Here is a 22,733-nt window from a genome sequence, read left to right as displayed (position 1 = left end):
TCTTTTATTTTGCAACAACTCATTTCTTTAAACCAGCCGCATAAAAAGGTCCATGAACGGCGATTGTTGATAAAATACGAGCAATCTCCTCAGGTGTTTCTTTTTGTCCATTATTTAACCATTGTTGGATGACACCTATATGTGCAGATGCCATATAAGAAGTTAAATATTCGCTTGGAACAAGTAAATTCTCCTTATTAATGAGAGGACCATTCGTATCTTCAAATAATGTTTTCCACATAAAGTCTTTCAGTTTTGTTTGGAAAGATAAATCTCCTTTCGGACTTAGTACAGCTCTCATAAAATCACTATTTTCATTTAGAAATTCAAGAATAGAAGTGATAAGTATAAATGGCATTGTTGGAGAAAGATTTGATCCAAGGTCAGCAATAACTTCCGGGAATTTCTGTTTAGCAATGCTAGAAAACTCGTACATAATGTCTTCTTGGCATTTTGTCATTAAATCAAATTTATCTTGATAGTGCGCATAGAAAGTACCGCGATTAATGTTTGCATTCGTTGTAATATCTTTCACTGTAATGGCGTCAAAACCTTTTTCTTCAATTAGCTCCACCAATGCATTTCGTATGGCAGTTTTCGTACGAACAACACGCAAATCTAAATTATTATCGCGCAAAGCATATCCCTCCTTAATTTTACTCAACACATTTGGAAAATGTGTCTTATAACCAACACATTCACGATTTTTGATTATTGTATAAGGTTCAACTCGAACATATAATTCAAAATATAAATAAACAACACGTTGTTGGTTATTATAGATCAAATTAAGGGAGGAGAAAAGAAAATGTTTAAAAATAAACTTTTATTTTTATCACCAGTTATTGCACTACTTGTTGTTTTTATTTTTTCATTAACATTATTTCCAACCGTTCAACCTCAGCCGAAAAACTTGCCAATTGCAATTGTAAATGAGGATCAAGGTGTAGAAATTCCAAATCAAGCTAAAATGAATATAGGGCAAACAATTGTTGATACGGTGAAAAAATCATCGAAATCAGATGGAGGAGAACCTGCGGTAAAGTGGGTAGAAGTGAAAAATAAGGAAGCAGTTCAAAAAGGGTTAAATAATAAAGAGTACTATGCAGCGTTAGTCATTCAGAAAGAATTTAGCGCAAAACAAGCGTCATTACGAACACCGCAACCATCTTCACCCGAGATAGAAATATATATTAATCAAGGAATGAATACGGCTGCATCAACTATGGCAGGGCAAATATTACAGGCGATTGTTGATAATATGAACAATACTGTTCGTACACAAATATTAGAAGGGTTGAAAGCAAAAGGAGCTACTGTAACAACAGATCAAGCTGAGAAATTAGTAACACCTATTGTAAAGAACGTGAAAAATGTGAATGAGGTCGGCAAAAATAGTGCGAACGGTAACTCACCAATATCATTATTCCAGCCGTTATGGATTGCAAGTTTAGCTAGTGCAGCGATTATTTTTATTGCGATTAGTAAAATGCCAGTAAGCTCAAGAAAAGAAAACTTTCTGTTAAAAGTAAAACAAATCGTAACAGGAGCTATTGCGACACTTGTAATTGGGTTTGGTCTTACATGGATTGCAGATGGGATGGTAGGGTTAAATATTTCGAACTTCACGGATACAGTTCTATTCTTATCCATTACTTCTTTTAGTTTCTTCTTAATGATATCTGCAGTACTATCATTAGTTGGGCTAAAAGGAATCGGTTTATTCGCTTTATTACTATTCTTCGGGGCACCGTTATTATCATTAGCACCTGAGATGTTGTCTCCGTTTTATCAAGACTGGGTTTACTCATGGTTACCAATGAAATTTATGATTGAAGGCCTAAGAGAAATCTTCTTCTTCGGAAAAGGGTTAAGCTGGAATACACCTGTTACTGTACTCGTTTGGATTGGTATAGTAAGTATGGTTACTATATTAGCAACTGCACTCAAACGTAGTGTAGTAAAAGGGCATAAAACAGAATTGAACGCTTAAAAACAAGCCGTTTCACTAATTAGTGAAACGGCTTGTTTGTGATTTTTTCTCAATGTAAATGCTTGATTGTTGAAAAGTGTAGTGTTTAGAATTAAGGCGAAATCTTTAAAGATCGCGTACGTTCCAAACAATCTCACCACGTTCATCATCCCACGTACTGTGATGCCGCTTAAATCCTATCTTTTCTAGTACCCGGAGGGAAGCGATATTCCAAGCACCTACAGTCGACCAAAGTCTTTGGCGCCCAGTAGCAATCGCCGCGTCCAGTACAACAGATGCGGCCTCAGTCGCATAACCTTTACCATGAGCGCTGCGGAACAACTCGTATGCAATCTCCGGCTCTTCAAGTGTGGAACGACCGATAATTAAGCCACAGTACCCAATGAAATCGCCTTCGTCTCTCCTTCGAATAGTGAGAAGGGAAATACCATTTTCATCTGCCTTCTTGCGCATCTCAATAAGCCGGTTACGAACGGAATCAACGGCTGGAATGTCCACGCCACGTTCGCCAATTAATTTGCTCAGCCAAACGGAATCGGATTCCTCCCACATATTAAGCTCAAGTCTTTCGGTTTTCAGCTGGAAGGCCATAGTTTTAAATAAAGATGGCATAGTGGTACCTCCTAGTTATATGACTGGATTCATAATAGCTTCGCATCTCAACACCACATCTGGTTGGAAACCTGATTCATTCGCGAATTTATAGCAACAGCGTACAAAAAAATAGTGATATTTTATCCGCTATTTGCCGTGTAGTAAAATCCCCACTGATTATAGTTTCACTTTATGAATAAGCAATTCCTTTACAAAATAGACCCTTTTCTCAAACTTTTCTTTCAATCTAAAGCCGTCCCGTTATATACACAGGCTCCTACTATTTCTAAATGCATAAAATGTTAAGCGAAAGTATGGGGGGATATGATGTATAATTCGAATTATTATGATTGGTATAGGCAGAATGATAAGTTAATTAGTGATATTGAAAAAGCTATTAATGGAGAGTATAGCGCTATAAGCTGCTATGCAAAATTAGCAAATATGGCTCCAAATCAAGTAGAACAAAAACAAATTCTTGAAATTCGTAATGATGAAATAAAGCATTTCCACCACTTTGTACAAATTTATACGAACTTAACTGGTAGGCAGCCAAAACCACAAATTACTGAAGACTGCCCAAATACGTATTTACAAGGATTAGAGTTCGCTATACAAGATGAACAAAAAACAGTAGATTTTTATTTGGAAATTTCAGATGAGACATCGGATGCACATTTGAAAGAGTTGTTACGGAGAATAGCTGCGGATGAACAAAATCATGCAGTATGGTTTTTATATTACTTCGTGAAGTCGAAGTGAGCATTAAGAATGAACGACTGATGTGGCGCATATATTAAAAAATATTTTAAAACGTAGTGCAACAATTGAATGAAATATTTAAATGTAAGCAGAAGGAAACCGTTTCGCTAGTAGTGGAGCGGTTTTTTATGATGTACATATGTATCGACAAAATATAGTAATTACATTTGATATATAATGTATGAAACGAAAATGAATAAGTTAGGAGCAAGCATATGAAAAGAGGGTTTACAGTAGATATTCTAGATGAATATGATAATTTACTTTGGAAAGTATTAAAGCCAATTGATATTACTGTATTTGATTGGCGAGTGAGGGATGAGGAGTCCTACTTAATAGCACGTGGTGAATTGGATGAGGCATTATTTCCAGAAGAACCAAGTGTAGTGGAAGGGTTAGCATTGAAAAAGTTAGTTAAAGACAACATATATTATCTTATTTTTGCAGATTTAAAAGCATATCCTAAAGGAGAAAAAGCGATAGATATTGAAACATATGAAGAGTTTAAGGAAAGTAAGTGTGAGCTAATCGTATTAGCAGTGGATGCTCAATACATACAAATTTATGCGAAAGATCAAAAAGCGATTGAATTAATGTATGAAAACGTACGGAAACAAGGATTTTATGTGAAATATGTTACAGACGAAAACGACGGTAGAACGCGTTTGTCAGTATGGTAGCAATTTGAAAGGGGAAAGGCAATATGGAGAGAAATATAAGTAAAGAATATGCAATTCGAATTGCTACTGAAAATGAAAGTGATAGTATTATCCTTTTATTAAAAGAGGTAGCACAATGGCTACAATATAAAGAAGTGGATCAGTGGCAGTATCTTTTAGGAGAGGAAGCTACGGCTGAAATACTAGAATGTATAAGAGAGAAATATACATATGTTGTTCTGAAAGAAGCTGAAATAGTTGGTACGGTTACAGTTTCTCCTAAACAAAATGAATGGGATGAACATATTTTTGGTAAAGAGGAAGTTTCTAATTCATTATATATTCATAGATTTGCGGTGAAACGGAAGTATAAGGGAAATGGAATAGGAGAATGGATTTTACGGTGGGTAGAAGAGAATGTGCAATGTGATAAAGAGTATTTGAAGTTAGATTGCGTGGGGCATAATCGTACGTTGAATGATTTTTATAAGAAAAATAGTTTTGAATATGTTGGAAGTACGGATGGGCTTAGTAAGTTTCAAAAGAAAAGGAGAATGTGAATGCATCCAATTAACGTAAGTTTAGTTGAAAAGTTAATACAGGAACAGTTTCCTGAATGGGCCCATTTAGAAGTGAAACCTGTAAAGTTTAGTGGGCATGATAATAGGACGTTTCACTTAGGGGATGAGATGAGTGTAAGATTGCCAAGTGATGTGGCATATGCACCGCAAGTAGAGAAAGAAAATAGTTGGCTTCCTATATTAAATAAGGGGCTTTCTTTACCGATTTCTACCCCACTTGCGAAAGGAAATCCGTCTGAAGCGTATCCATTGCCTTGGTCTATTAATAAGTGGATAGAGGGAGAAACAGTTACGAAACAAAACGTTCGGGATTTAAATGAATTTGCGGCGGACTTAGGATCTTTTTTAGTAGAATTGCAATCTATTAATGCGAGTAACGGACCTTTAGCTGGAACACATAATTTTTACCGAGGCGGACTTATATCTGTATATGATGAAGAGGCGAGAGTTGCTATTGAAAATAATAAGGATGTTTTTGACGAGGCATTATTAAAGCACCTTTGGAATGTAGCACTTAGTTCAACATGGGACCGTAAGCCAGTTTGGGTTCATGGAGATGTAGCACCAGGGAATTTACTCGTTAAAGATGGAAAGCTTTGTGCTGTAATTGATTTTGGTATTTTAGGTGTAGGAGATCCTGCTTGTGATGCAGCGATGGCGTGGACATTTTTTGATGAAAATAGTAGAAATGTATTTAAAGAAGTATTACGCATGGATGAAGAAACGTGGAATAGAGCGAGAGGATGGGCACTTTGGAAGGCGTTAATTACATATGACGCAAATAGGAATAGTAATGAGAAGGTGGTCGAAGAATCTTATCGTGTCATTCAAGTGATTGTGGATGATTATAAAGGGTAATAGAAAACCCTATTTCAAAATAGGGTTTTTCACATGATTAAATAGTAGAAACGGAAAGAAGGAATATAACATAATTATACAGAATATTTAGATAATAGGAGGTGTGGAATTTTGAGTGAAATTGAATTAAAGAGTAATGTAATTAAGACAGGGCGAGAGAAGGGGATTATTCTTCGGTTTATACTTGCTAGTCTTGTTGGAGTGTTTATGTTTTTCGTTCCTGTTACGATAAACGGTGCATCGTCTATTATGATTGATCATATCGTATCGTGGATTAGGGCTTCGGTTCCTGGCGTAGTACCTTATTATGCATTATTTGTTATGGCGATTGGTGCGATTTATCCATTTTATACGAAGAAATGGAATGCATCTATCGTAGACATTTGTTTTTCTATTTTAAAAGTAGTTGGCGTTGTTTTTGGCATATTATATTGTTTAAAAGTAGGACCAGCTTGGTTCTTTGCGCCAGATATTGGGCCGTTTTTGTATGAGAAGCTAGTCATATCAGTAAGTTTGCTCGTTCCAATTGGCTCGGCGTTTTTAGCGTTATTAGTCGGATATGGATTGCTTGAATTTATCGGTACATTTTGTCGTCCGATTATGAGGCCATTATGGAATACGCCGGGGAAATCGGCGATTGATGCAGTTGCGTCCTTCGTTGGAAGTTATTCGCTTGCCCTTCTTATTACGAACCGCGTGTATAAAGAAGGAAAGTATACGACAAAAGAAGCGGCGATTATCGCTACAGGATTTTCTACAGTATCCGCTACATTTATGATCATCATCGCAAAAACATTAGATATTATGCATTTATGAAATGTTTATTTTTGGACTACACTTGTTGTAACATTCATCGTGACTGCTATCACCGTAAGAATCCCGCCCCTTAGTAGAAAACCAGATACATATGTAACAGAAGAAGGGTTCCCAGAGCCTGTTTATAAAGAGAAAATGTTAGAACGTGCTTGGGAAGATGCGTTAGAAGTATCAAAGTCTGCACCGAGCATTATGAAAAATATTGCAGTGAATTTAAAAGACGGATTTATTATGACAATGGGAATTTTACCATCCATTATGTCAGTAGGATTAATTGGTATCGTCTTAGCGAAGTTCACGCCAATATTTGATTGGATTAGTTATATTTTCTATCCGTTTACATGGCTATTACAATTACCAGAAGCAGACTTAGCTGCTAAAGCCGCATCAGTTGGTATTGCAGAAATGTTTTTACCGTCATTATTAGTAGTTAATGCACCACTTGTGACAAAGTTTGTTATTGCAGTTGTTTCCGTATCATCTATTTTGTTTTTCTCCGCTTCCATTCCTTGTATATTATCAACAGATATTCCATTAAAAGTATCTGAACTTATTATTTTATATGTGCAGAGAACGATTTTAACGTTGCTTATTATTACGCCGATTGCTTATTTGTTGCTTTGAACTATAATGTAAGTTCTGAATATATGGCGTTTGCTAAATTGTGTAAATGAATATTTATCGTAAAAGCGTAGGTAGTGTGAAATTATAAGTGCGATGCTTGAATAAAGGCATCGTATTTTTTATTTTTAGATGTACTATATGTTTATGTCGCTAATTTATTAATATATATTAATAAAACTATGTTAATGATGTGTTATAGTAACAACAAAGGGGGCTTAAAAATGGAAATTATTCACGAAAGAGCAAAGTTGCGGTTAATGGATAATATTGATGTCGAAACTTTGTTTTCGATTGTAGAAGGAAATCGGGATATTTGGGCGTATTTAATCTCTAAAATGGATAGTGTGCAAGATATGCAACAATACGTTCAAAAAGCAATAAAGGGTTACGGAAGAGGTACTCAAATACCTTTCATAGTCGTAGATCAACAGTCGAATAAGATTGTAGGAAGTACACGGTTATATAATATTTCAGTAGAAGATAAGACAGTTGAGTTAGGGCAAACGTGGTATCATCCGAGTGTGCAACGTACGAGTATAAATACAGAGTGTAAGTATATGCTTCTTCAGTATGCTTTTGAAAAACTGCATATGCTTAGGGTACAAATTAAGACGGATGCAAGAAATGAAAAAGCCCAACGAGCAATTGAAAGATTAGGCGCAGTAAAAGAGGGTGTGCTTCGAAATGAAAGAAAATTACCGAATGGTTATGTGAGAGATGCGGTGGTGTACAGTATTATCTCGAGTGAATGGCCAGGCATAAAAGAACAATTGTTAGAAAAATTAGAGTTGTATAAAGAAAAGTTATAATTCGTGTTTTGAAAGGTATATTGTTCGTGAGACATGAAAAATATACCTTTTTTCTTACAAAATGCTACTTTATTTTAATTCCTTTTGTTTCATCGTTCCCTTCTGAGAAAAAATTCGTTACAATGTAGTTGTATGGTAATAAACTTATGAATTTAAAAAATGTAATGAAAACCGCAAATGAAAATGAATTGATAATCCTCAATTTTAAATGAAAACCCTTTTATACATAAATAACAAGTAAAGTTCCTTCTTTTAAATAAACTCAAACAAAACGATTTGATATAAATGTTTTTTATAGAAGTATGGATGATGTACGGAGGCAATTACAAATGAAAGAAAATAAGAAGAGTAAGAAAAGACGAATCTTTCAAGTATTTTTACTAATGATTTGTTCTGCTATTTTATATGTAAGTTATGCAGCTTACGATATTTGGAGTTATCGTTTTAAAGCAAATGATGACGTGAAAACGGATGCTGGTATCGTACTAGGCGCAGCTTCATGGAACGGAAAACCATCTCCTGTATTTAAAGAAAGAATTAATCATGCGATTTCTTTATATAAGAACGGAAATATTAAAAAGATTATTTTTACAGGTGGTACAAAGTTCGAGGCAGAACTTGAGGAAGCACGTACTGCAAGAGTATATGCAATGAAACAAGGTGTAAAAGAGGAAGATATTTTAATTGAAACAAAATCCCTTTTCACTGAAGAAAATTTAAAGAATGCGAAGCAAGTTGGAATAGAGAACGGCATACAAACATACACGATTGTAAGTGATCCACTTCATATGAAACGCGCAATGAGAATCGCAAAACATATTAATATTGAAGCATATGCTTCACCAACGCCGACATCAGCATATAAAACGTTAGATACAGAAATACCATTCTTCTTTAAAGAATTATTCTCGTATATTGGATATGTAACCTCTTTGCCGTTAAAAGCATTGAAGGGGGACTAATATAAGAAAAGGATCTATCCTTAAATAGGAACTTTTCTTATTAGTCAAAAACATTGTATTTTTATCGGAATAGTGAAACAATAGAGAGGTAGCTTCATATAATCATAATGACAAAATGAACGGTTTATGAATCGAGCATAAAGTGAAACTTTAATCAGTGGGTGGGTTTCTCACTGATTATTAGTTGAACCAATCGGGCGTTTACGGGCAGTTGATCTCCCACCTAACTTCCTTTGCTTCACCTGAATTTTTAGGTGGGAGTTTTACTGCCCGCAAATAGCGGGATAAAGGAGATTATAGTATGGCACTCTCATTTGTTGAAACAGAAGAACAATCTTTAATTATTGAGAAAATAAGTAAATTGATCCCGAAGTTCATGGAAAGGGAGCATCAGCTAAGTGAATTAGGATCATTTCCGTATGAAAATATAAATGATTTGAAAGATATCGGATATACGAAATTAACGTTACCGAAGGAATTTGGTGGTAGTGCGATTTCTTTATATGACTTCGTTTTATTTCAAGAGAAAATCGCGGAAGGCTGCGGAGCTACTGCATTATCGATTGGCTGGCATCTTGGCATTGTGAAGGAGCTAGCGGAAAATCGCTCTTGGAATGATGAGATGTTCAAATGGTTTTGCGAAGAAGTACGTAATGGTGCGCTCTTTAACAGGGCAGCAACAGAACCGAAAACAGGGAGTCCGACGCGTGGCGGCAAACCAGAAACAATAGCGGCTCAACAAGGCGAGAAGTGGGTTATAAATGGAAGAAAAACTTTTACAACGATGGCGCCAGTACTTGATTATTTTATTATTTCAGCAAGTATGGAAGGCCGTGAAGAAGTTGGTGAGTTTGTTATTCCAAGAAATACACTCGGTGTATCTATTGAAGAAACGTGGGATAGCGTTGCAATGCGAGGGACTGCTAGCCACGACCTTGTCTTACAAAATGTAGAGATAGACAACCGCTTTTTTACGGATGTAAAAGGCGGGAAAGTGAAACAAAAGGGTATTGGCTGGTTGCTACATATACCAGCATGTTATTTAGGAATTGCACAATCAGCAAGAAATTATGCAGTTCAATTTGCGGAATCATACAAGCCAAATAGTTTAAATCATTCTATTAGTTTATTGCCGAATGTTAGAAAATTAGTTGGAGAATTAGAACTCGAGCTTATGCAAGCTCGCGTCTTTTTATATCAAATTGCGAAAAAATACGATGAGGCAGAAGATAAACTGTCACTGCAAGCAGAATTAGCGGCAGTGAAATACGCCGTAACAAATGCGGCGATATCTATAGTGGATAAATCGATGCGCATCGTAGGAGCAAAAAGTTTATCAGAAAAAAATCCGCTCCATCGTTACTATTTAAACGTCAGAGCAGGATTACACAATCCACCGATGGATGATGCAACATTATCTATGCTTGCGGATGCGGCGTTTCGGTCGTGATGTTTTAGGGATTCAACAAAAATAGCAGGACCTAATTAATTTAGGTTCTGCTATTTTTGTTCTGTTTCGCTGTACCTCAGGGTTTATTTATTATATGTAGTATAGAATAATTATGGAAGTCATATTAGAAGGTGATGAGAAACTTGATATAATTATTGAGTTTAGTTTTTTGTATTTAAGTTAAAAAGGTAGCTGAAATAAATTTTAATTGCAAACAATTAAAATTTGGTAAAGTATAAACTCACAAAAATATCGTTGTGAATTTATGGATATTTTTGAAATGATTCACCCATGGTTATCAGCGATTAAAAAATCGAATGCAGAGAATTACAAATAGAAGAAAAAATAAAAGGTTACTATTTATTAGTTAAAAGTAAAGTAACCTCTAGATAAAATGCATTTTCGATTGTTAGATACAAGTAACAATTGAAAATGTATTTTATTTTTGTTGAAATATGTTTAGGAATTAAATCAGTTGCTGTTTTTACTTAACTTAACGCTGCTGAATACTTTTATAAGATAAAGCTTAAAAGTACAGTATAAATAGTGTTTGTCATAGTATATATGTAGCATTCATATTGTAATAAAAGTATTACTATATTTTCTTATAAGGGAGAGGAAAGAGTAGTGCGTTATGATACACATATGGCCACATCTGTTGCAATAGGGGCTACACTTTCATTTATATCAGGTTATCCTTTTTCATTTGGATATGTAACAGGAATATTGTTAGGAAGTCTTTTGCCAGATATTGATGAACCAAATTCATACATAGGGCGACGTTCTTTGGGCGTTGCAAAATTTGTAAAAAAGAAACTTGGACACAGAGGTCTTACTCACTCTTTTGTGGCCTGGATTATTATCTCTCTTTTGTATTTTCTTTTCCCGTATTCTTTTTTGCTAGGAATAAGCATGGGATATTTATTTCATCTTATGGGAGATTATTTTACTCATCAAGGGGTACGTTTATTTCTTCCATTTGATAATAAGCGTTATAAAGCTCCATTTACTTTTAAGGTAGGCTCTTCTTTTGAAAATGTGATTTTTTGGATAGCTATGTTTAGTTTTGTTTTATTATTAATAAATGGATTGGCCCTTTCCTTTGTATACTCAACAATCCAATTACTCAGTAGCATGATTATAAGAATTGGAGCGATGTGAAATGTATAACAAACCGCTTATTGTTCATGCAAAAAGTAAAAAATTATATGTGTTAGACTGGCTTGATCCCGAACGAGAAGTAATGAATAAGCTTTTACCATTTACTGATGTAATTCAAACCCCTGAGCGAGTAAGCACTTTTCTTATTTCCCCTTATACTTTGTGGACGGCTGCTGCCAAAGGTTTAGTAACTGAGGATATTTTGCAAGTACTAGATGAATACTCCTATACGAAAATTTCGGTTACGTTTAAAGAGGAAATTCGGAGATATATGCAAGCGTATGGGACACTGGAGTTTCATGAAGAGTGTGGTGATTTATTACTTGTAGCCAAACACGAAAATGTTATCAAGAAAATTCAAGGTATTAAATCTATTGAATCTAAAGTAATTGGGAATCCAAACTCTTATTCCAAATTGTTTGCAATGCGTCATCGAATAGAAATAAAAAAAATATTATTTAATCATGATTTGTTCGTCAAAGATTATACTTTCAACCCAGGAGAGCCATTAGGTGTTCACTTAGTTTCTAGAACATATGGTGGCAAGACTTTCGTAATAAGAGATTATCAAAAAGATGCTGCCGAAGCATTTCGGAAATATGAGAGTAAAGCTAGTGGAGGTGGGACAATTATTATGCCACCCGGAGCTGGAAAAACGATTGTAGCGCTTAAGATAATGGAATATTTTCAGACTATGACCTTAATACTTGTTGAAAATCAGGAAAGTGCAGAACGTTGGAAACAAGAGTTATTAGACAAGACGGATCTTACAGAACATTATATTGGGATATATGAACTGAAAAACAAAAAAAAATATCCTGTTACTATTGGTACATACGCAGATATTGTTAAAAATATGGATGTATTTAATGGTTATGGTTTTGTCATCTATGATGATGCGCATAAGTTACCTGCTAAATCTTATGAAAGGACAATTGATATTCAAACACGTTATAGGTTGGCACTAGCATCTACGCTAGCAAGAGCGGATGAACAAGGGGCTAAGGTTTTTGCTTTAGTTGGACCAAAATGGTATGAAATATTGCATCAAGAATTGATTAGAAAAGGGTATAGTGTCCCTATTACTTGTATAGAAATGCGTATACCACTTTCTACAGAAGTGAAGCATCAATATAATAGTTATGGTAATAATACAAATAAAAAAAGGGAATTAGCTGCGTTTAATGCTAAAAAAGATAATGTTGTTAAAGAATTATTAATGAAATATACAAAAAAACAAACGGTAATTACATCCTATCGTACAGAGTTAATAGAGAAGTATAGAAAACTTTTTGACATAGATAGTATATATGGGAAGAGTGATGAAAAACAAAACGAAGTATTGATTAAGCAGTTCAATGATAAGCAGATTAGTTGTTGCAATATTTCTTCTTTAAAAGCGGAAAAAGTCCTATTAAAAGGAGTGGAGGTTATTATTGCGACATCGTATCAACAAGGATCTGAAAGAGAAGAATATTTAAGGGTTGGAAAACTTCTTCCGAAGGAGGAGGGGAAAGAAGAAGGATTTTTATATTCTCTTGTGTCAGATGGAACTATTGAAGAAAACGATTATAGAAAGAGAAGGGTTAGTCTTCTTCATTATGGATTTCCATATAAGGTACACAAAGCGGGATGGGTAGGAAAACAAGAGGAGAAATGATATGAATCTAACCGAGGCATTAAAGCAGTTAAATCAATCAGTTATTATTAGCATTGCCAAAGAGTTGAAGCTTATGAATGAAAATGATAATTTTTCAACAAAGTGGATAATATCACAAATTGCAAATAAACTAATGGACATAAATTATTTGCAAAAGTTTGTTTTTCCTTGTCTCTCTAGTGAGGTGCAGAACGAAATGATATTTTATAGTTATAGGAGTCAGTTACTATCGGAGGTAAGTATTCGAGAGTTATCTCGTTTTGGTATAGTAATTAATAAAAAGATCCCATCAGATATACAAGAAGAAATACGAAAACAAAGTAGGACGTGTGTGATAAAAGTTTTCGCAGAAGAAGCAAAGAAGGTAATGTATACACCTTTTTTGAAATGTATGTTGTTTTTTTCTTATGTTACAAAGGTTCCACAATTTGTATGCAAGCAAACAAAGAATGATAAATTTGTTAGAAAAGCAATACAAAGCTTATATTTTTGCGAGGAGGATCGAGTGTGGATTTATAAATTCCTAGACTATTTTGTATGTACTGGAGTTCTACAAAAACAAGATTCGAAGTACAGTGTAGATGATGATGGGCTATTGATTTGGAGAAAAAGAGATATTGCTACAAATTTAAAACGATTCTATCAGAAACTAAGTCCTAACTTTTCTGTATCCTGGCTACAAAGCGTAGGGCAATATCAAGAGAGTCCAGAGGAATGGATTGACCTAAATATTTTATCAGTTGAAAACTTAGGGTATAGTTTGGCAATTCAATATGGATTGGTTGAGCAGATAGAGAAGGGAAGTCGAAAGTTTGTACGGTTAACACCGGAAGGATGGTGTTTAGCTAAAGGTATAAGTCACCCTAGTTGGAATGAGAATTCTTTTGTAGTTTCTGCGGGATTTGAATTGTTTATTCCTTATCATATTGACCCATTTCTTATTATGGAAATAGGATGTGCACTTTCATTAAAAGATAGTGATTATTTCCTAGTTTATGATTTAATTTCAATACAAGAAGAGAAAAAATATTCTGTTTGTAGAGATAGTCGTCAAATTTCTTATACTATATTAAATAAATCCATGTATATACCAGATGTAGTACGATATGATTTAGAACATTTTATTTGATGCTATAAATTGTTGTGGGTTTTGAATAGAGAACATTTAATATTAAACATTATAAAAAGATGGAAGAGTTATTCATTGATTCTCTAATTAGATCCCTTGCTTAACTCAAAATAAGCAGGGGATATTGATGAATTTGAAGTTGATAATATAATTATCGTTATCAACAAAATTTAAAGATTAATAGGTATTTTTACATTTAGAATTGATGAAATAGTAATAATTTGAGTCGTTAGGGATAGATGTATGGGAAACTTGGTGTATATTTTTAAATGGTAAAATGTAAAAAATAAGAAACTGAAATAAAGTAAGTATAAAGGGAGGCTTTTTCATAAGAAATATATTAACACTTCTCATAGATAGAATAAAAACTATAAAAGAAAAAGCTATGTTCTTACATATCGATTAAAAAATCTTTCTTTTCATTCTTCTTTTTTAAGTTTTAAAGGAGAAAGCTAGGCTTCTTATTTTTACTAATGTTATAATAAGAAAAAAGCACGAAAAGAGGTCATCTCATGCTAGAGGTTATTGCAACATGTTTAGAAGATGTAAAACGAATTGAAAGTGCTGGCGGGAAGCGGATTGAATTAATTTCATCTTATACAGAAGGTGGTTTAACACCGAGTTATGCTTTTATAAAAAAAGCGGTAGAAGCGGTAAGTATACCAATTCATGTTATGATTCGTCCGCATGCGAAGTCTTTTACATATACGGAAGAAGAAATTGAAATGATGAAAGAAGATATTATAGTTGCACAGAAGTTAGGAGCAGCTGGTGTAGTGTTAGGCGTATTAAACGAACGAAATGAAGTGGATGAAGAGAAATTAGCGGATTTACTATCTGTTGTAGATGGAATAAATGTAACGTACCACCGTGCGATAGATGATATAGAAAATCCAGTAGAAGCAATGAACACTTTAAAGAAGTTTCATAAAGTGACTCACGTTCTAACTTCAGGTGGACAAGGAAATATAGTAGAGAATATTCCGGTGCTTACTGAAATGCAAAAGGTAAGTGATGGTCAAATTCAGCTTGTAGCTGGAGCTGGCGTGACGAAAGAAAATATAAAGCGATTGCTAGATGAAACTGGAATCAAGCAGGCGCATGTCGGTACAGCGGTAAGAGAAGGGAAATCATGTTTTTCTGAAATAGATCCTAATTTAGTACAAGAATTAGTTGAAATAATAAAATAAGTGCTTAAGAAAGAGGAGAAACGATGAAGGAAAATACGAAGAAAGAATTATTCTCTTGGGCTAAAACGATAGGTTTTACCCTTGTATTAATTGCTATTATTCGCGGTGTTTTATTTACACCTTCTTTAGTGCAAGGTGAATCAATGATGCCCACTTTAAAAAATAACGAACGAGTTCTCGTGAATAAGATTGGTTATAGTATAAGTGGATTAGATCGCTTTGATATTATCGTCTTCCACGGAAAAGAAGGATATGATTTAGTAAAACGAGTAATTGGTTTGCCAGGCGATACAGTTGAGTATAAAAATGATGTTTTATATGTAAACGGCAAAGCGATGGAAGAACCATATTTAAAACAGTTTAAAGAAAAAGCAGTAGGCCGTGTATTAACTCCAGACTTTACGTTAGAACAAATCACTGGGAAAACGAAAGTGCCAGAAGGCCAAGTATTTGTTTTAGGGGATAATCGTGAAGTTTCTAAGGATGGTCGCATGTTTGGCTTTATTTCAGAAGATGAAATCGTCGGAAAAGGACAAGCTGTTTTCTGGCCGTTGGAACAAGTAAGAGCGTTATAAAGTGTGGTGAAGTATGGGAGAGGTATCCTTCCATACTTTTTTATTTGCTTAAAATCTATTGATTGAATTGAAAGAATATTTTATAATTTTAAATTATATATTTGTTTCGAAAAACGGAATTTAAGTTCCATAATTCGGAACGAAAGGGAGATAGAATGAGTATAAATAAAACGGCAGTTAAGACAATGGATATTTTAGAGTTGTTTTATGAGCATGAAGAGCTAAGTTTAACTGAGATGGTTCAGCTTACAAATATGCCGAAAACATCTGTTTATCGTTTAATTGGCTCGTTGGAAGAGATGGAGTTTTTACAAAAAAACGAAAAGGGGAAATATCGTTTAGGGGTCGTATTTTTACGGTTCGGTCAACTTGTTTCACAACGATTATCAGTAAGAAATATAGCAATTCCTTATATGAAAGAACTTAGAGATAGTTTAGGACAGGCAGTTAATTTAATAATTCAAGATGGTAATGACGCAATTTATGTTGAAAAGATGGAAGGTGTTCAGCCAGTACGCGTGTATACGGCGGTTGGAAGAAGAGCACCGCTTTATGCTGGTGCATGTCCAAGAATTTTACTATCGTATTTCTCTGAGGAAGAGAAACGGAGATACATAGAGGAAGTGAATTTAAAACAGTTTGCAGATGGAACAATCGTGGATAAGGAACAATTGTTAGAAGTGTTGCAAATGGCAAAAAAGGAAGGCTACACAATTAGCTACTCTGAGTTAGAAAATCATACAGCAGCTATAGCAGCGCCTATTTTTGCGAGCGGTGGAATGGTTGTAGCAGGCATTAGTATTTCGGGATTAGCAATTGAGTACAGCGAAAGTAACATTTCATATTTTATTGCGAAGGTGAAAGAAACAGCGCATCGCATTTCGAAAGAACTCGGCTTTTTGGCATAGAAAGAGGGAGTAGGATGAAATTTTCTGCGTTAGGGGATCAAGCAATTATTGTTACATTTGGTGAAGAAATTAAGATGGATATATATGAGAAAGTACAGCGGTTATTTCAAGCACTGCAGCAACATCCGTTTGCAGGAATGATAGAGTGCGTTCCGTCGTTTACTTCATTAGCTGTTTACTACAATGTATACGAAGTATGGAAGGGAAATGAGAGAAGTGAAAGGTCACATGATTACGTTCGCCAGTATATAAAGGAACTGTGTGATTCTTATAAAGAAGAAGTAAAACAGAATGTGAAACATATTTCTATACCAGTGTGCTACGGGGGAGAATATGGACCAGATTTAGAAGAAGTCGCGCATTATCACGGTTTACAAGTAGAAGATGTGATTCGAATACATAGTGAAACTACATATTTTGTATATATGCTAGGTTTTACACCAGGATTTCCGTATTTAGGAGGACTTTCAAAAGAATTAGAAACACCTAGAAAAGAAACACCACGGTTACAAATCTCTCCTGGTTCAGTAGGTATTGGCGGAAATCAAACAGGTATATATCCGCTTGAAACACCAGGAGGATGGAATATTATCGGCCGAACTCCTATTTCATTATTTAATCCGGAAGAAGAAATACCAACATATATTCAAAGTGGTATGTATTTACGATTTATTCCAATAACGAAGGAAGAGTACGTATCACTTGAGGAGGTTAAAGAATGGATGTAGAAGTTTTGCATGCGGGAATGTTTACAACAGTCCAAGATTTAGGGCGATCTCATTATCAACAATACGGTGTACCCGTTGGCGGTGCAATGGATCAAAGTGCGCTTCGGATGATCAATATGTTAGTTGGTAATGAAGAGAATGAAGCGGGACTCGAAATGACGATTATGGGACCTAAATTGTTAATAAAGAAAACGACTTTACTTGCGATTGGCGGAGCAGATATGGAACCGTTATTGAATGGAGAGCGTATCCCGTTATGGCGTCCAATTTTAGCGGAAGAAGGTAGTATGCTTTGTTTTGGAAAAGTGAAAAGTGGTTGCAGAGCGTATGTGACCTTTGCGGGTGGAATACATATTGAGCGTACAATGGGAAGCAAAAGTACGTACATACGTGCTGCGATTGGTGGTATAGAAGGAAGAATGCTGAAAAAGGGTGACTACTTCCAAATTGGTGCACAACCAGAAATGGCGAATCGTTTCATACAAGACTTACAAAAAGATGAGCGTATAAAAACGAAATGGGCAATTAGCAACAGTGTACTACCAAAGTATAAGAAACATCCTAAGCTTCGTGTCATAGCTGACTTTGAATACGATCAATTTACAGAAGAAAGTAGAAAGGCATTTTTTACGAAAGAGTATAAGGTATCTAATTATGCTGACCGTATGGGCTATAGGGTTGAGGGAGAAGTTTTAAATAGGATTGAAGAAAAAGAGATTTTATCGAGTCCTGTTACATTTGGAACCATTCAAGTTCCTAATGGTGGACAGCCGATTATATTAATGGCAGATAGGCAAACGACAGGTGGCTATCCGAGAATGGGAAATATCATTTCAGTAGATTTACCTCTTCTTGCCCAGCTAAAGCCGGGGGACTATGTTTCTTTTGAGAAAATTACGCTTGAAGAAGCGGAACAATTGTACATAGAACAAGAAGTAAATAGGAATCTATTAAAGAAATTCATCGCTTTACGAAGCTAAAATTAGGAGGAATACATTATGACTACAATCGATTTAAACTGTGATTTAGGAGAAAGTTTTGGCGCTTATAAAATGGGGAATGATGATGAAATTCTTCCGTTCGTTTCCTCTATAAACGTTGCTTGCGGTTTTCATGCGGGTGATCCGTCTATTATGCGTCAAACTGTTGAAAAAGCTTTGGAGCATAACGTAGCAATAGGGGCGCATCCTGGATTTCCTGATTTAATTGGATTCGGTAGAAGAAACATGAATGTTTCAGCAAGTGAAGTATACGATTATGTTTTATATCAAATCGGCGCATTAGAAGGGTTTGTAAAAGTGGCTGGAGGGAAGATGCATCATGTGAAACCGCACGGAGCTCTATATAATATGGCGGCAACTAATCCGGAAATTGCAGATGCAATTGCAAAGGCAATTTATCATATAAATCCAAGTCTATTACTTTATGGATTAGCAAATAGCGGGGCGTTTATACAGGCTGCAGAAAAATACAAAGTAACTCTTGTACAAGAGGCTTTTGCGGATCGTACATATAAGCAAGATAGTACATTAACGAGCCGTACAGAAGAAAATGCGCTTATAAAAGATGAAGACGAAGCGATAAAGCAAGTACTTCAAATGGTGAAAGAAGGCTATGTAAATTCGGTGAATGGTGAGAAAGTAGCAGTTCAGGCGCAGACGATTTGTTTACACGGTGATGGGGAAAAAGCAGTACAATTTGCAGAAAAAATATACAGAACATTCAAACTCAATGGTATTTCTATTTGTGCACCGAAATAAAAAATAGGGGGAAGTGCTAGAAATGATTAAATTAATCGGAATACTACTTGTTGCAGTGGGCTTTTTATTTAGATTAAATACACTTTTAGTAGTTATGGTTGCAGGTATTGTTACTGGTATGGTTTCAGGATTAAGTTTTTATGATGTGATCAGCATGTTCGGTAAATTTTTCATAGAGAATAGATATATGTCTATGCCAATTATATTAACTTTACCGGTAATCGGAATTTTAGAGCGTTACGGTTTAAAAGAAAGAGCCGAAGCACTTATAACGAAATCAAAAGGAGCAACAACTGGAAGAGTATTAATGTCATATTTTACGATAAGAGAATCGTCAGCAGCACTAGGGCTTAATATTGGTGGGCATGCGCAAACAGTAAGGCCGCTCGTTGCACCGATGGCAGAAGGGGCCGCGCAAGGTAAATACGGTAAACTTCCTGAAAAATTAAGAGAAAAGATTAAAGCAAACGCAGCAGCTGCTGAAAATACAGCTTGGTTTTTCGGAGAAGATATTTTCATCGCAACTGGAGCTATTTTATTAATGAAAGGATTCTTCGATTCAGTAGGTATGCATGTCGGAGTATGGGATATGGCACTTTGGGGCATTCCGACAGCAATATCTGCACTTATTGTAAGCTGGATTAGATTTAGAAGGTTTGATAAATATATAGAGAAAACAATGAAGGCAGAAGGAAAAGAAGAGAAGGAGGCAATTTAATATGAACATCATCACAATGGATACAATCTATTATGCATTAGGGATAATCGTTGCTTTTATCGCTGTTCGTATCGCATTCGATCGTGAACATCCAAACAGATTCGGTTCTAGTTTATTTTGGGCATTGTTTGCAGTTACATTTTTATTTGGAAATGTAATTCCTTCGTTTTACGTTGGCTGTATCGTGCTCGCTATGGTCGTTTTAGCCTCGCTAAATAAAGTAACAAAATCAGAGGAAAAAGAAGTTCCAGTACAAGAACGTATGAAACATGCTGAGAAATTAAAAAATAAAATTTTTATGCCTGCACTATTAATTCCTATTTTTACAATTATCGGTACGTTGACCTTAGGGAAAATTAAATGGGGAAATGTCTCTCTTGTTGATCCAGATAAAGTAACATTAGTTGCACTAGCGTTTGGTGCATTACTTGCATTTGTTGCGGCGATGCGTATTACAAAATCAAAAATAACAACACCTGTACAAGAAGGAAGCAGACTATTACAAGCTGTTGGCTGGGCGGTAATTTTACCACAAATGTTAGCAGCACTTGGCGGTATATTCGCGAAGTCTGGCGTTGGACAAGTTGTTTCAGACTTAGTCGGACAAGTGCTACCGACAGAGTATCCGTTCGTTGCCGTTATGGCGTACTGTTTAGGCATGATGCTATTTACAGTCGTAATGGGAAATGCATTCGCAGCGTTTGCTGTTATTACTGGCGGAATTGGATTACCTTTAATAGTTCAAATGCACGGCGGAAACCCAGCAATTATGGCAGCGCTCGGTATGTTTGCTGGATATTGCGGAACGCTGCTTACACCAATGGCAGCAAACTTTAATATCGTACCTGCGATGCTTTTAGAGCTAAAGGATAAAAATGCGGTTATTAAAGCGCAAGTACCAATTGCTCTTTCAATTTTTATCATAAATATGTTTATTATGTACGGCCTAGTATATCGTTTCTAATTAGGAGGTAATAACAGTAAATGAGAATCTATAAAAAACTATAAAAATTTACAATTACAGGTTTTATATTTTACAGAATTCAACCTATAATATTTTCAGGTGATGAAAAGGGGGGAAAGGATGAAAACAACACGTACTTGTAAAATCAATTCTATTACAAAAGAACAAACGGAAGATTTAATTACTTTAATCCGTACGTTCGAAAGTGCAAAACGATATAGTTTTAATCGTTTGATTGAGGGCGAAAACGAGAAAGAATTGATAAAAAAACTACAACCTAAATATTTGTTAAATAAACGTTTTTGTGAAGATGCGATTTTACAAGCGCAATCGATCCTTTTCTCTCAAAAAGAACTTCTTCCTGTTTACCTAGAAAACAATCAAAAAAAGTTAGAAAAGACGTTACAAAAAATAGATGATTATGAACGCGGCAAAAAAAGACCTAAACAAGTTGCATTAGAAACTTGTTTAATTGGCTTAAGAAAACGAAAACAAAAATTAGAACAAAGAATTGAAACGTATGCAAAACATATTAAAAATAAAACATTACCTCCTATTATTTTTGGTGGGCGGAAAAATTTCTATGAAAGAATGAAAAACAAGATATCCAATCAAGAATGGAAAGATTTGCGGACACGACAATTATATTCTCGTGGAGATAAAAGCAAAAAAGGGAATTTGAACATGCGCATTACAGTTGATGACTGTGGGCAAGGATGGTTAGAAATTGCAAATCCATTAGGACGAACAAATGGAAAAACAAAAAGCCCACGAATCAAAGTTCCGATTATCATTCCATATCATTTTTATCATCAAATCACAAATGTCGTTATGGGAAAGCGAATCGGTGTAAATCCAAAAGGAAAACCGATTATAGAGCATCAAAAATATAGTGTAGAAATCATTCGTAAACAAAATGAATTTTATGTAAATATTACGTTTGATGAAACACAAATAGGTCGTGTACTAGATTTGAAGGAAACACCACAATCAGATGTAATTGCAGGAATTGATGTAAATCCGGACCGTATTGCAGTTAGTTTATGTACAAAACAAGGTAATTTTAAAGGTTCAAAAAATTTTTATCTACACAATCTGAATGCGTTTTTAACAAATAAACGCGCAACGATAATTGGACAAATCGTACAACAAATTAAAACATGGTTATTGGAAAACAATGTAGGTGGAATTGTTTTAGAAGATTTAAAGTTTCAACAATCTCATGATACTGATAAATACAGTAATCGTAATTTCCATCAATTTACGTATAAAAAGATGTTGAACAGTTTAATTCGTATGTCTCTTCGTAACGGATTTTCTGTTAAAACAGTAAACCCCGCTTATACAAGTGTGATTGGAAAATTAAAATACAGTAAAAATTTCGGTATTAGTGTTCATGAAGCAGCCGCATTCACGATTGCAAGACGTGGATTGGAATTGCAAGAACAATTACCACAAGAGATTATATTATTATTAAAAAACCAAATTACAACAAAACTGCGTATTCTTGTTGCTTCCATGGAAGAAAGTAAAAAGAATACGAAAAAAGTATATAAAAAATGGTTACAAACAATTCAAACGTGGAAAGAATATCACAATTGGAAATTGTGGAGCATTCTTCACAAAACTGTTTATATGAGCAATCAACAATTCATATTTAAAATTTAAATGAGAAGGGGGGGGACTGGTTTATTTCTTATAACCTCTTGCATACTACTGACTTGGATGAATGGTAGTATGCAAGAACAGATCGTTCCTAACAGGAACCTGCCGTCATTCTTTCACAATAGGTGGATGAAAAGGTCACAACCCTTACGGACAGGAAAAAGGTG

The 22,733-nt window shown here is 35.0% G+C and carries 22 protein-coding genes and 1 pseudogene; 21 read left to right on the top strand and 2 right to left on the bottom strand.

Annotated elements, in window-relative coordinates:
* Positions 1–19: 19 nt before the first annotated feature.
* The gene (locus MR136_RS13035) at positions 20–637 is read right to left on the bottom strand and encodes a TetR/AcrR family transcriptional regulator (RefSeq protein WP_078421489.1); all 618 of its coding nucleotides are present in this window, start codon (positions 635–637) and stop codon (positions 20–22) included.
* Positions 638–808: 171 nt separating this feature from the next.
* Between MR136_RS13035 and MR136_RS13030 the strand changes: the two genes are divergently transcribed.
* Positions 809–1,993 (top strand): YhgE/Pip domain-containing protein, encoded by a 1,185-nt coding sequence (locus MR136_RS13030; RefSeq protein WP_078421490.1) that lies wholly within the window; start codon positions 809–811, stop codon positions 1,991–1,993.
* A gap of 105 nt (positions 1,994–2,098) precedes the next feature.
* On the opposite strand, the gene MR136_RS13025 is transcribed toward MR136_RS13030, so the two are convergent.
* The gene (locus MR136_RS13025) at positions 2,099–2,605 is read right to left on the bottom strand and encodes a GNAT family N-acetyltransferase (protein ID WP_061457397.1); all 507 of its coding nucleotides are present in this window, start codon (positions 2,603–2,605) and stop codon (positions 2,099–2,101) included.
* 309 nt (positions 2,606–2,914) lie between these two features.
* Here MR136_RS13025 and MR136_RS13020 point away from each other — a divergent pair, with 309 nt between their 5' ends.
* The 20 genes and pseudogenes from MR136_RS13020 to MR136_RS12925 all read left to right on the top strand — a co-directional run bounded on the left by MR136_RS13020 (position 2,915) and on the right by MR136_RS12925 (position 22,569).
* Positions 2,915–3,349, top strand: coding sequence for a ferritin-like domain-containing protein (locus MR136_RS13020; protein ID WP_000282827.1), 435 nt, complete (start codon positions 2,915–2,917; stop codon positions 3,347–3,349).
* A gap of 215 nt (positions 3,350–3,564) precedes the next feature.
* Entirely contained in the window at positions 3,565–4,029 is a 465-nt protein-coding gene (locus MR136_RS13015) for a DUF2691 family protein (RefSeq protein ID WP_061457396.1), read from the top strand.
* 23 nt (positions 4,030–4,052) lie between these two features.
* On the top strand, positions 4,053–4,568 hold the full coding sequence (locus MR136_RS13010) for a GNAT family N-acetyltransferase (protein ID WP_000440749.1): 516 nt from the start codon (positions 4,053–4,055) through the stop codon (positions 4,566–4,568).
* Positions 4,569–5,447 carry an aminoglycoside phosphotransferase family protein gene (locus MR136_RS13005; RefSeq protein WP_061457395.1) on the top strand — a complete coding sequence of 293 codons (879 nt, stop codon included), beginning with the start codon at positions 4,569–4,571 and terminating at the stop codon, positions 5,445–5,447.
* A gap of 111 nt (positions 5,448–5,558) precedes the next feature.
* Positions 5,559–6,887, top strand: a pseudogene (locus MR136_RS13000) (YjiH family protein).
* 221 nt (positions 6,888–7,108) lie between these two features.
* Positions 7,109–7,696: a GNAT family N-acetyltransferase gene (locus tag MR136_RS12995; protein WP_000402578.1), complete on the top strand. Its 588-nt coding sequence runs from the start codon at positions 7,109–7,111 to the stop codon at positions 7,694–7,696.
* 329 nt (positions 7,697–8,025) lie between these two features.
* Positions 8,026–8,658, top strand: coding sequence for a YdcF family protein (locus MR136_RS12990; protein WP_000662215.1), 633 nt, complete (start codon positions 8,026–8,028; stop codon positions 8,656–8,658).
* Positions 8,659–8,959: 301 nt separating this feature from the next.
* Positions 8,960–10,108, top strand: a complete 1,149-nt coding sequence (locus tag MR136_RS12985) for an acyl-CoA dehydrogenase family protein (protein ID WP_078421491.1) — start codon at positions 8,960–8,962, stop codon at positions 10,106–10,108.
* A 627-nt stretch (positions 10,109–10,735) separates the two neighbouring features.
* Positions 10,736–11,269, top strand: coding sequence for a metal-dependent hydrolase (locus tag MR136_RS12980; RefSeq protein ID WP_044784035.1), 534 nt, complete (start codon positions 10,736–10,738; stop codon positions 11,267–11,269).
* 1 nt (position 11,270) lies between these two features.
* Positions 11,271–12,929 (top strand): DEAD/DEAH box helicase family protein, encoded by a 1,659-nt coding sequence (locus MR136_RS12975; RefSeq protein WP_242259445.1) that lies wholly within the window; start codon positions 11,271–11,273, stop codon positions 12,927–12,929.
* A 1-nt stretch (position 12,930) separates the two neighbouring features.
* Positions 12,931–14,058 (top strand): hypothetical protein, encoded by a 1,128-nt coding sequence (locus tag MR136_RS12970; protein WP_242259444.1) that lies wholly within the window; start codon positions 12,931–12,933, stop codon positions 14,056–14,058.
* Positions 14,059–14,570: 512 nt separating this feature from the next.
* Positions 14,571–15,248, top strand: a complete 678-nt coding sequence (locus tag MR136_RS12965; RefSeq protein WP_078421494.1) for a copper homeostasis protein CutC — start codon at positions 14,571–14,573, stop codon at positions 15,246–15,248.
* A 23-nt stretch (positions 15,249–15,271) separates the two neighbouring features.
* Positions 15,272–15,823 carry a signal peptidase I gene (gene lepB, locus MR136_RS12960; RefSeq protein WP_000662501.1) on the top strand — a complete coding sequence of 184 codons (552 nt, stop codon included), beginning with the start codon at positions 15,272–15,274 and terminating at the stop codon, positions 15,821–15,823.
* Between the two features lie 155 nt (positions 15,824–15,978).
* Positions 15,979–16,731 carry an IclR family transcriptional regulator gene (locus tag MR136_RS12955; protein ID WP_063536745.1) on the top strand — a complete coding sequence of 251 codons (753 nt, stop codon included), beginning with the start codon at positions 15,979–15,981 and terminating at the stop codon, positions 16,729–16,731.
* A 14-nt stretch (positions 16,732–16,745) separates the two neighbouring features.
* Positions 16,746–17,459, top strand: coding sequence for a 5-oxoprolinase subunit PxpB (pxpB, locus tag MR136_RS12950; protein WP_088338898.1), 714 nt, complete (start codon positions 16,746–16,748; stop codon positions 17,457–17,459).
* Complete coding sequence (locus MR136_RS12945; RefSeq protein ID WP_078421496.1) at positions 17,450–18,439, top strand: 5-oxoprolinase subunit C family protein; 990 nt, start codon at positions 17,450–17,452, stop codon at positions 18,437–18,439. The genes pxpB and MR136_RS12945 overlap by 10 nt, the downstream gene beginning before the upstream one ends.
* Before the next feature lie 18 nt (positions 18,440–18,457).
* Positions 18,458–19,219: a 5-oxoprolinase subunit PxpA gene (gene pxpA, locus MR136_RS12940; RefSeq protein ID WP_078421497.1), complete on the top strand. Its 762-nt coding sequence runs from the start codon at positions 18,458–18,460 to the stop codon at positions 19,217–19,219.
* A gap of 22 nt (positions 19,220–19,241) precedes the next feature.
* Positions 19,242–19,937 carry a DUF969 domain-containing protein gene (locus MR136_RS12935; protein WP_000593392.1) on the top strand — a complete coding sequence of 232 codons (696 nt, stop codon included), beginning with the start codon at positions 19,242–19,244 and terminating at the stop codon, positions 19,935–19,937.
* A 1-nt stretch (position 19,938) separates the two neighbouring features.
* Entirely contained in the window at positions 19,939–20,901 is a 963-nt protein-coding gene (locus MR136_RS12930; RefSeq protein WP_078421498.1) for a DUF979 domain-containing protein, read from the top strand.
* Between the two features lie 120 nt (positions 20,902–21,021).
* On the top strand, positions 21,022–22,569 hold the full coding sequence (locus MR136_RS12925) for an IS200/IS605 family accessory protein TnpB-related protein (RefSeq protein ID WP_000859083.1): 1,548 nt from the start codon (positions 21,022–21,024) through the stop codon (positions 22,567–22,569).
* Positions 22,570–22,733 lie beyond the last annotated feature (164 nt).

The organism is Bacillus cereus group sp. BfR-BA-01311, assembly GCF_022664295.1.
In the GTDB taxonomy this organism is placed as follows: domain Bacteria; phylum Bacillota; class Bacilli; order Bacillales; family Bacillaceae_G; genus Bacillus_A; species Bacillus_A cereus.
The sequence above is the reverse complement of the archived record's forward strand: the minus strand, read 5'-3'. Positions and strand labels throughout refer to the sequence as shown.

Bases quoted from the DNA above. Each gene is read 5' to 3' on its own strand.
- MR136_RS13010 (WP_000440749.1), top strand. From the start codon at position 4,053: ATGGAGAGAAATATAAGTAAAGAATATGCAATTCGAATTGCTACTGAA.
- MR136_RS12990 (WP_000662215.1), top strand. From the start codon at position 8,026: ATGAAAGAAAATAAGAAGAGTAAGAAAAGACGAATCTTTCAAGTATTT.
- lepB (WP_000662501.1), top strand. From the start codon at position 15,272: ATGAAGGAAAATACGAAGAAAGAATTATTCTCTTGGGCTAAAACGATA.
- MR136_RS13015 (WP_061457396.1), top strand. From the start codon at position 3,565: ATGAAAAGAGGGTTTACAGTAGATATTCTAGATGAATATGATAATTTA.
- MR136_RS12985 (WP_078421491.1), top strand. From the start codon at position 8,960: ATGGCACTCTCATTTGTTGAAACAGAAGAACAATCTTTAATTATTGAG.
- MR136_RS13020 (WP_000282827.1), top strand. From the start codon at position 2,915: ATGTATAATTCGAATTATTATGATTGGTATAGGCAGAATGATAAGTTA.
- pxpA (WP_078421497.1), top strand. From the start codon at position 18,458: ATGACTACAATCGATTTAAACTGTGATTTAGGAGAAAGTTTTGGCGCT.
- MR136_RS12955 (WP_063536745.1), top strand. From the start codon at position 15,979: ATGAGTATAAATAAAACGGCAGTTAAGACAATGGATATTTTAGAGTTG.
- MR136_RS12935 (WP_000593392.1), top strand. From the start codon at position 19,242: ATGATTAAATTAATCGGAATACTACTTGTTGCAGTGGGCTTTTTATTT.
- MR136_RS12945 (WP_078421496.1), top strand. From the start codon at position 17,450: ATGGATGTAGAAGTTTTGCATGCGGGAATGTTTACAACAGTCCAAGAT.
- MR136_RS13025 (WP_061457397.1), bottom strand. From the start codon at position 2,605: ATGCCATCTTTATTTAAAACTATGGCCTTCCAGCTGAAAACCGAAAGA.
- MR136_RS12970 (WP_242259444.1), top strand. From the start codon at position 12,931: ATGAATCTAACCGAGGCATTAAAGCAGTTAAATCAATCAGTTATTATT.
- MR136_RS12995 (WP_000402578.1), top strand. From the start codon at position 7,109: ATGGAAATTATTCACGAAAGAGCAAAGTTGCGGTTAATGGATAATATT.
- MR136_RS12925 (WP_000859083.1), top strand. From the start codon at position 21,022: ATGAAAACAACACGTACTTGTAAAATCAATTCTATTACAAAAGAACAA.
- MR136_RS12930 (WP_078421498.1), top strand. From the start codon at position 19,939: ATGAACATCATCACAATGGATACAATCTATTATGCATTAGGGATAATC.
- MR136_RS12965 (WP_078421494.1), top strand. From the start codon at position 14,571: ATGCTAGAGGTTATTGCAACATGTTTAGAAGATGTAAAACGAATTGAA.
- MR136_RS13030 (WP_078421490.1), top strand. From the start codon at position 809: ATGTTTAAAAATAAACTTTTATTTTTATCACCAGTTATTGCACTACTT.
- MR136_RS12975 (WP_242259445.1), top strand. From the start codon at position 11,271: ATGTATAACAAACCGCTTATTGTTCATGCAAAAAGTAAAAAATTATAT.
- MR136_RS13005 (WP_061457395.1), top strand. From the start codon at position 4,569: ATGCATCCAATTAACGTAAGTTTAGTTGAAAAGTTAATACAGGAACAG.
- pxpB (WP_088338898.1), top strand. From the start codon at position 16,746: ATGAAATTTTCTGCGTTAGGGGATCAAGCAATTATTGTTACATTTGGT.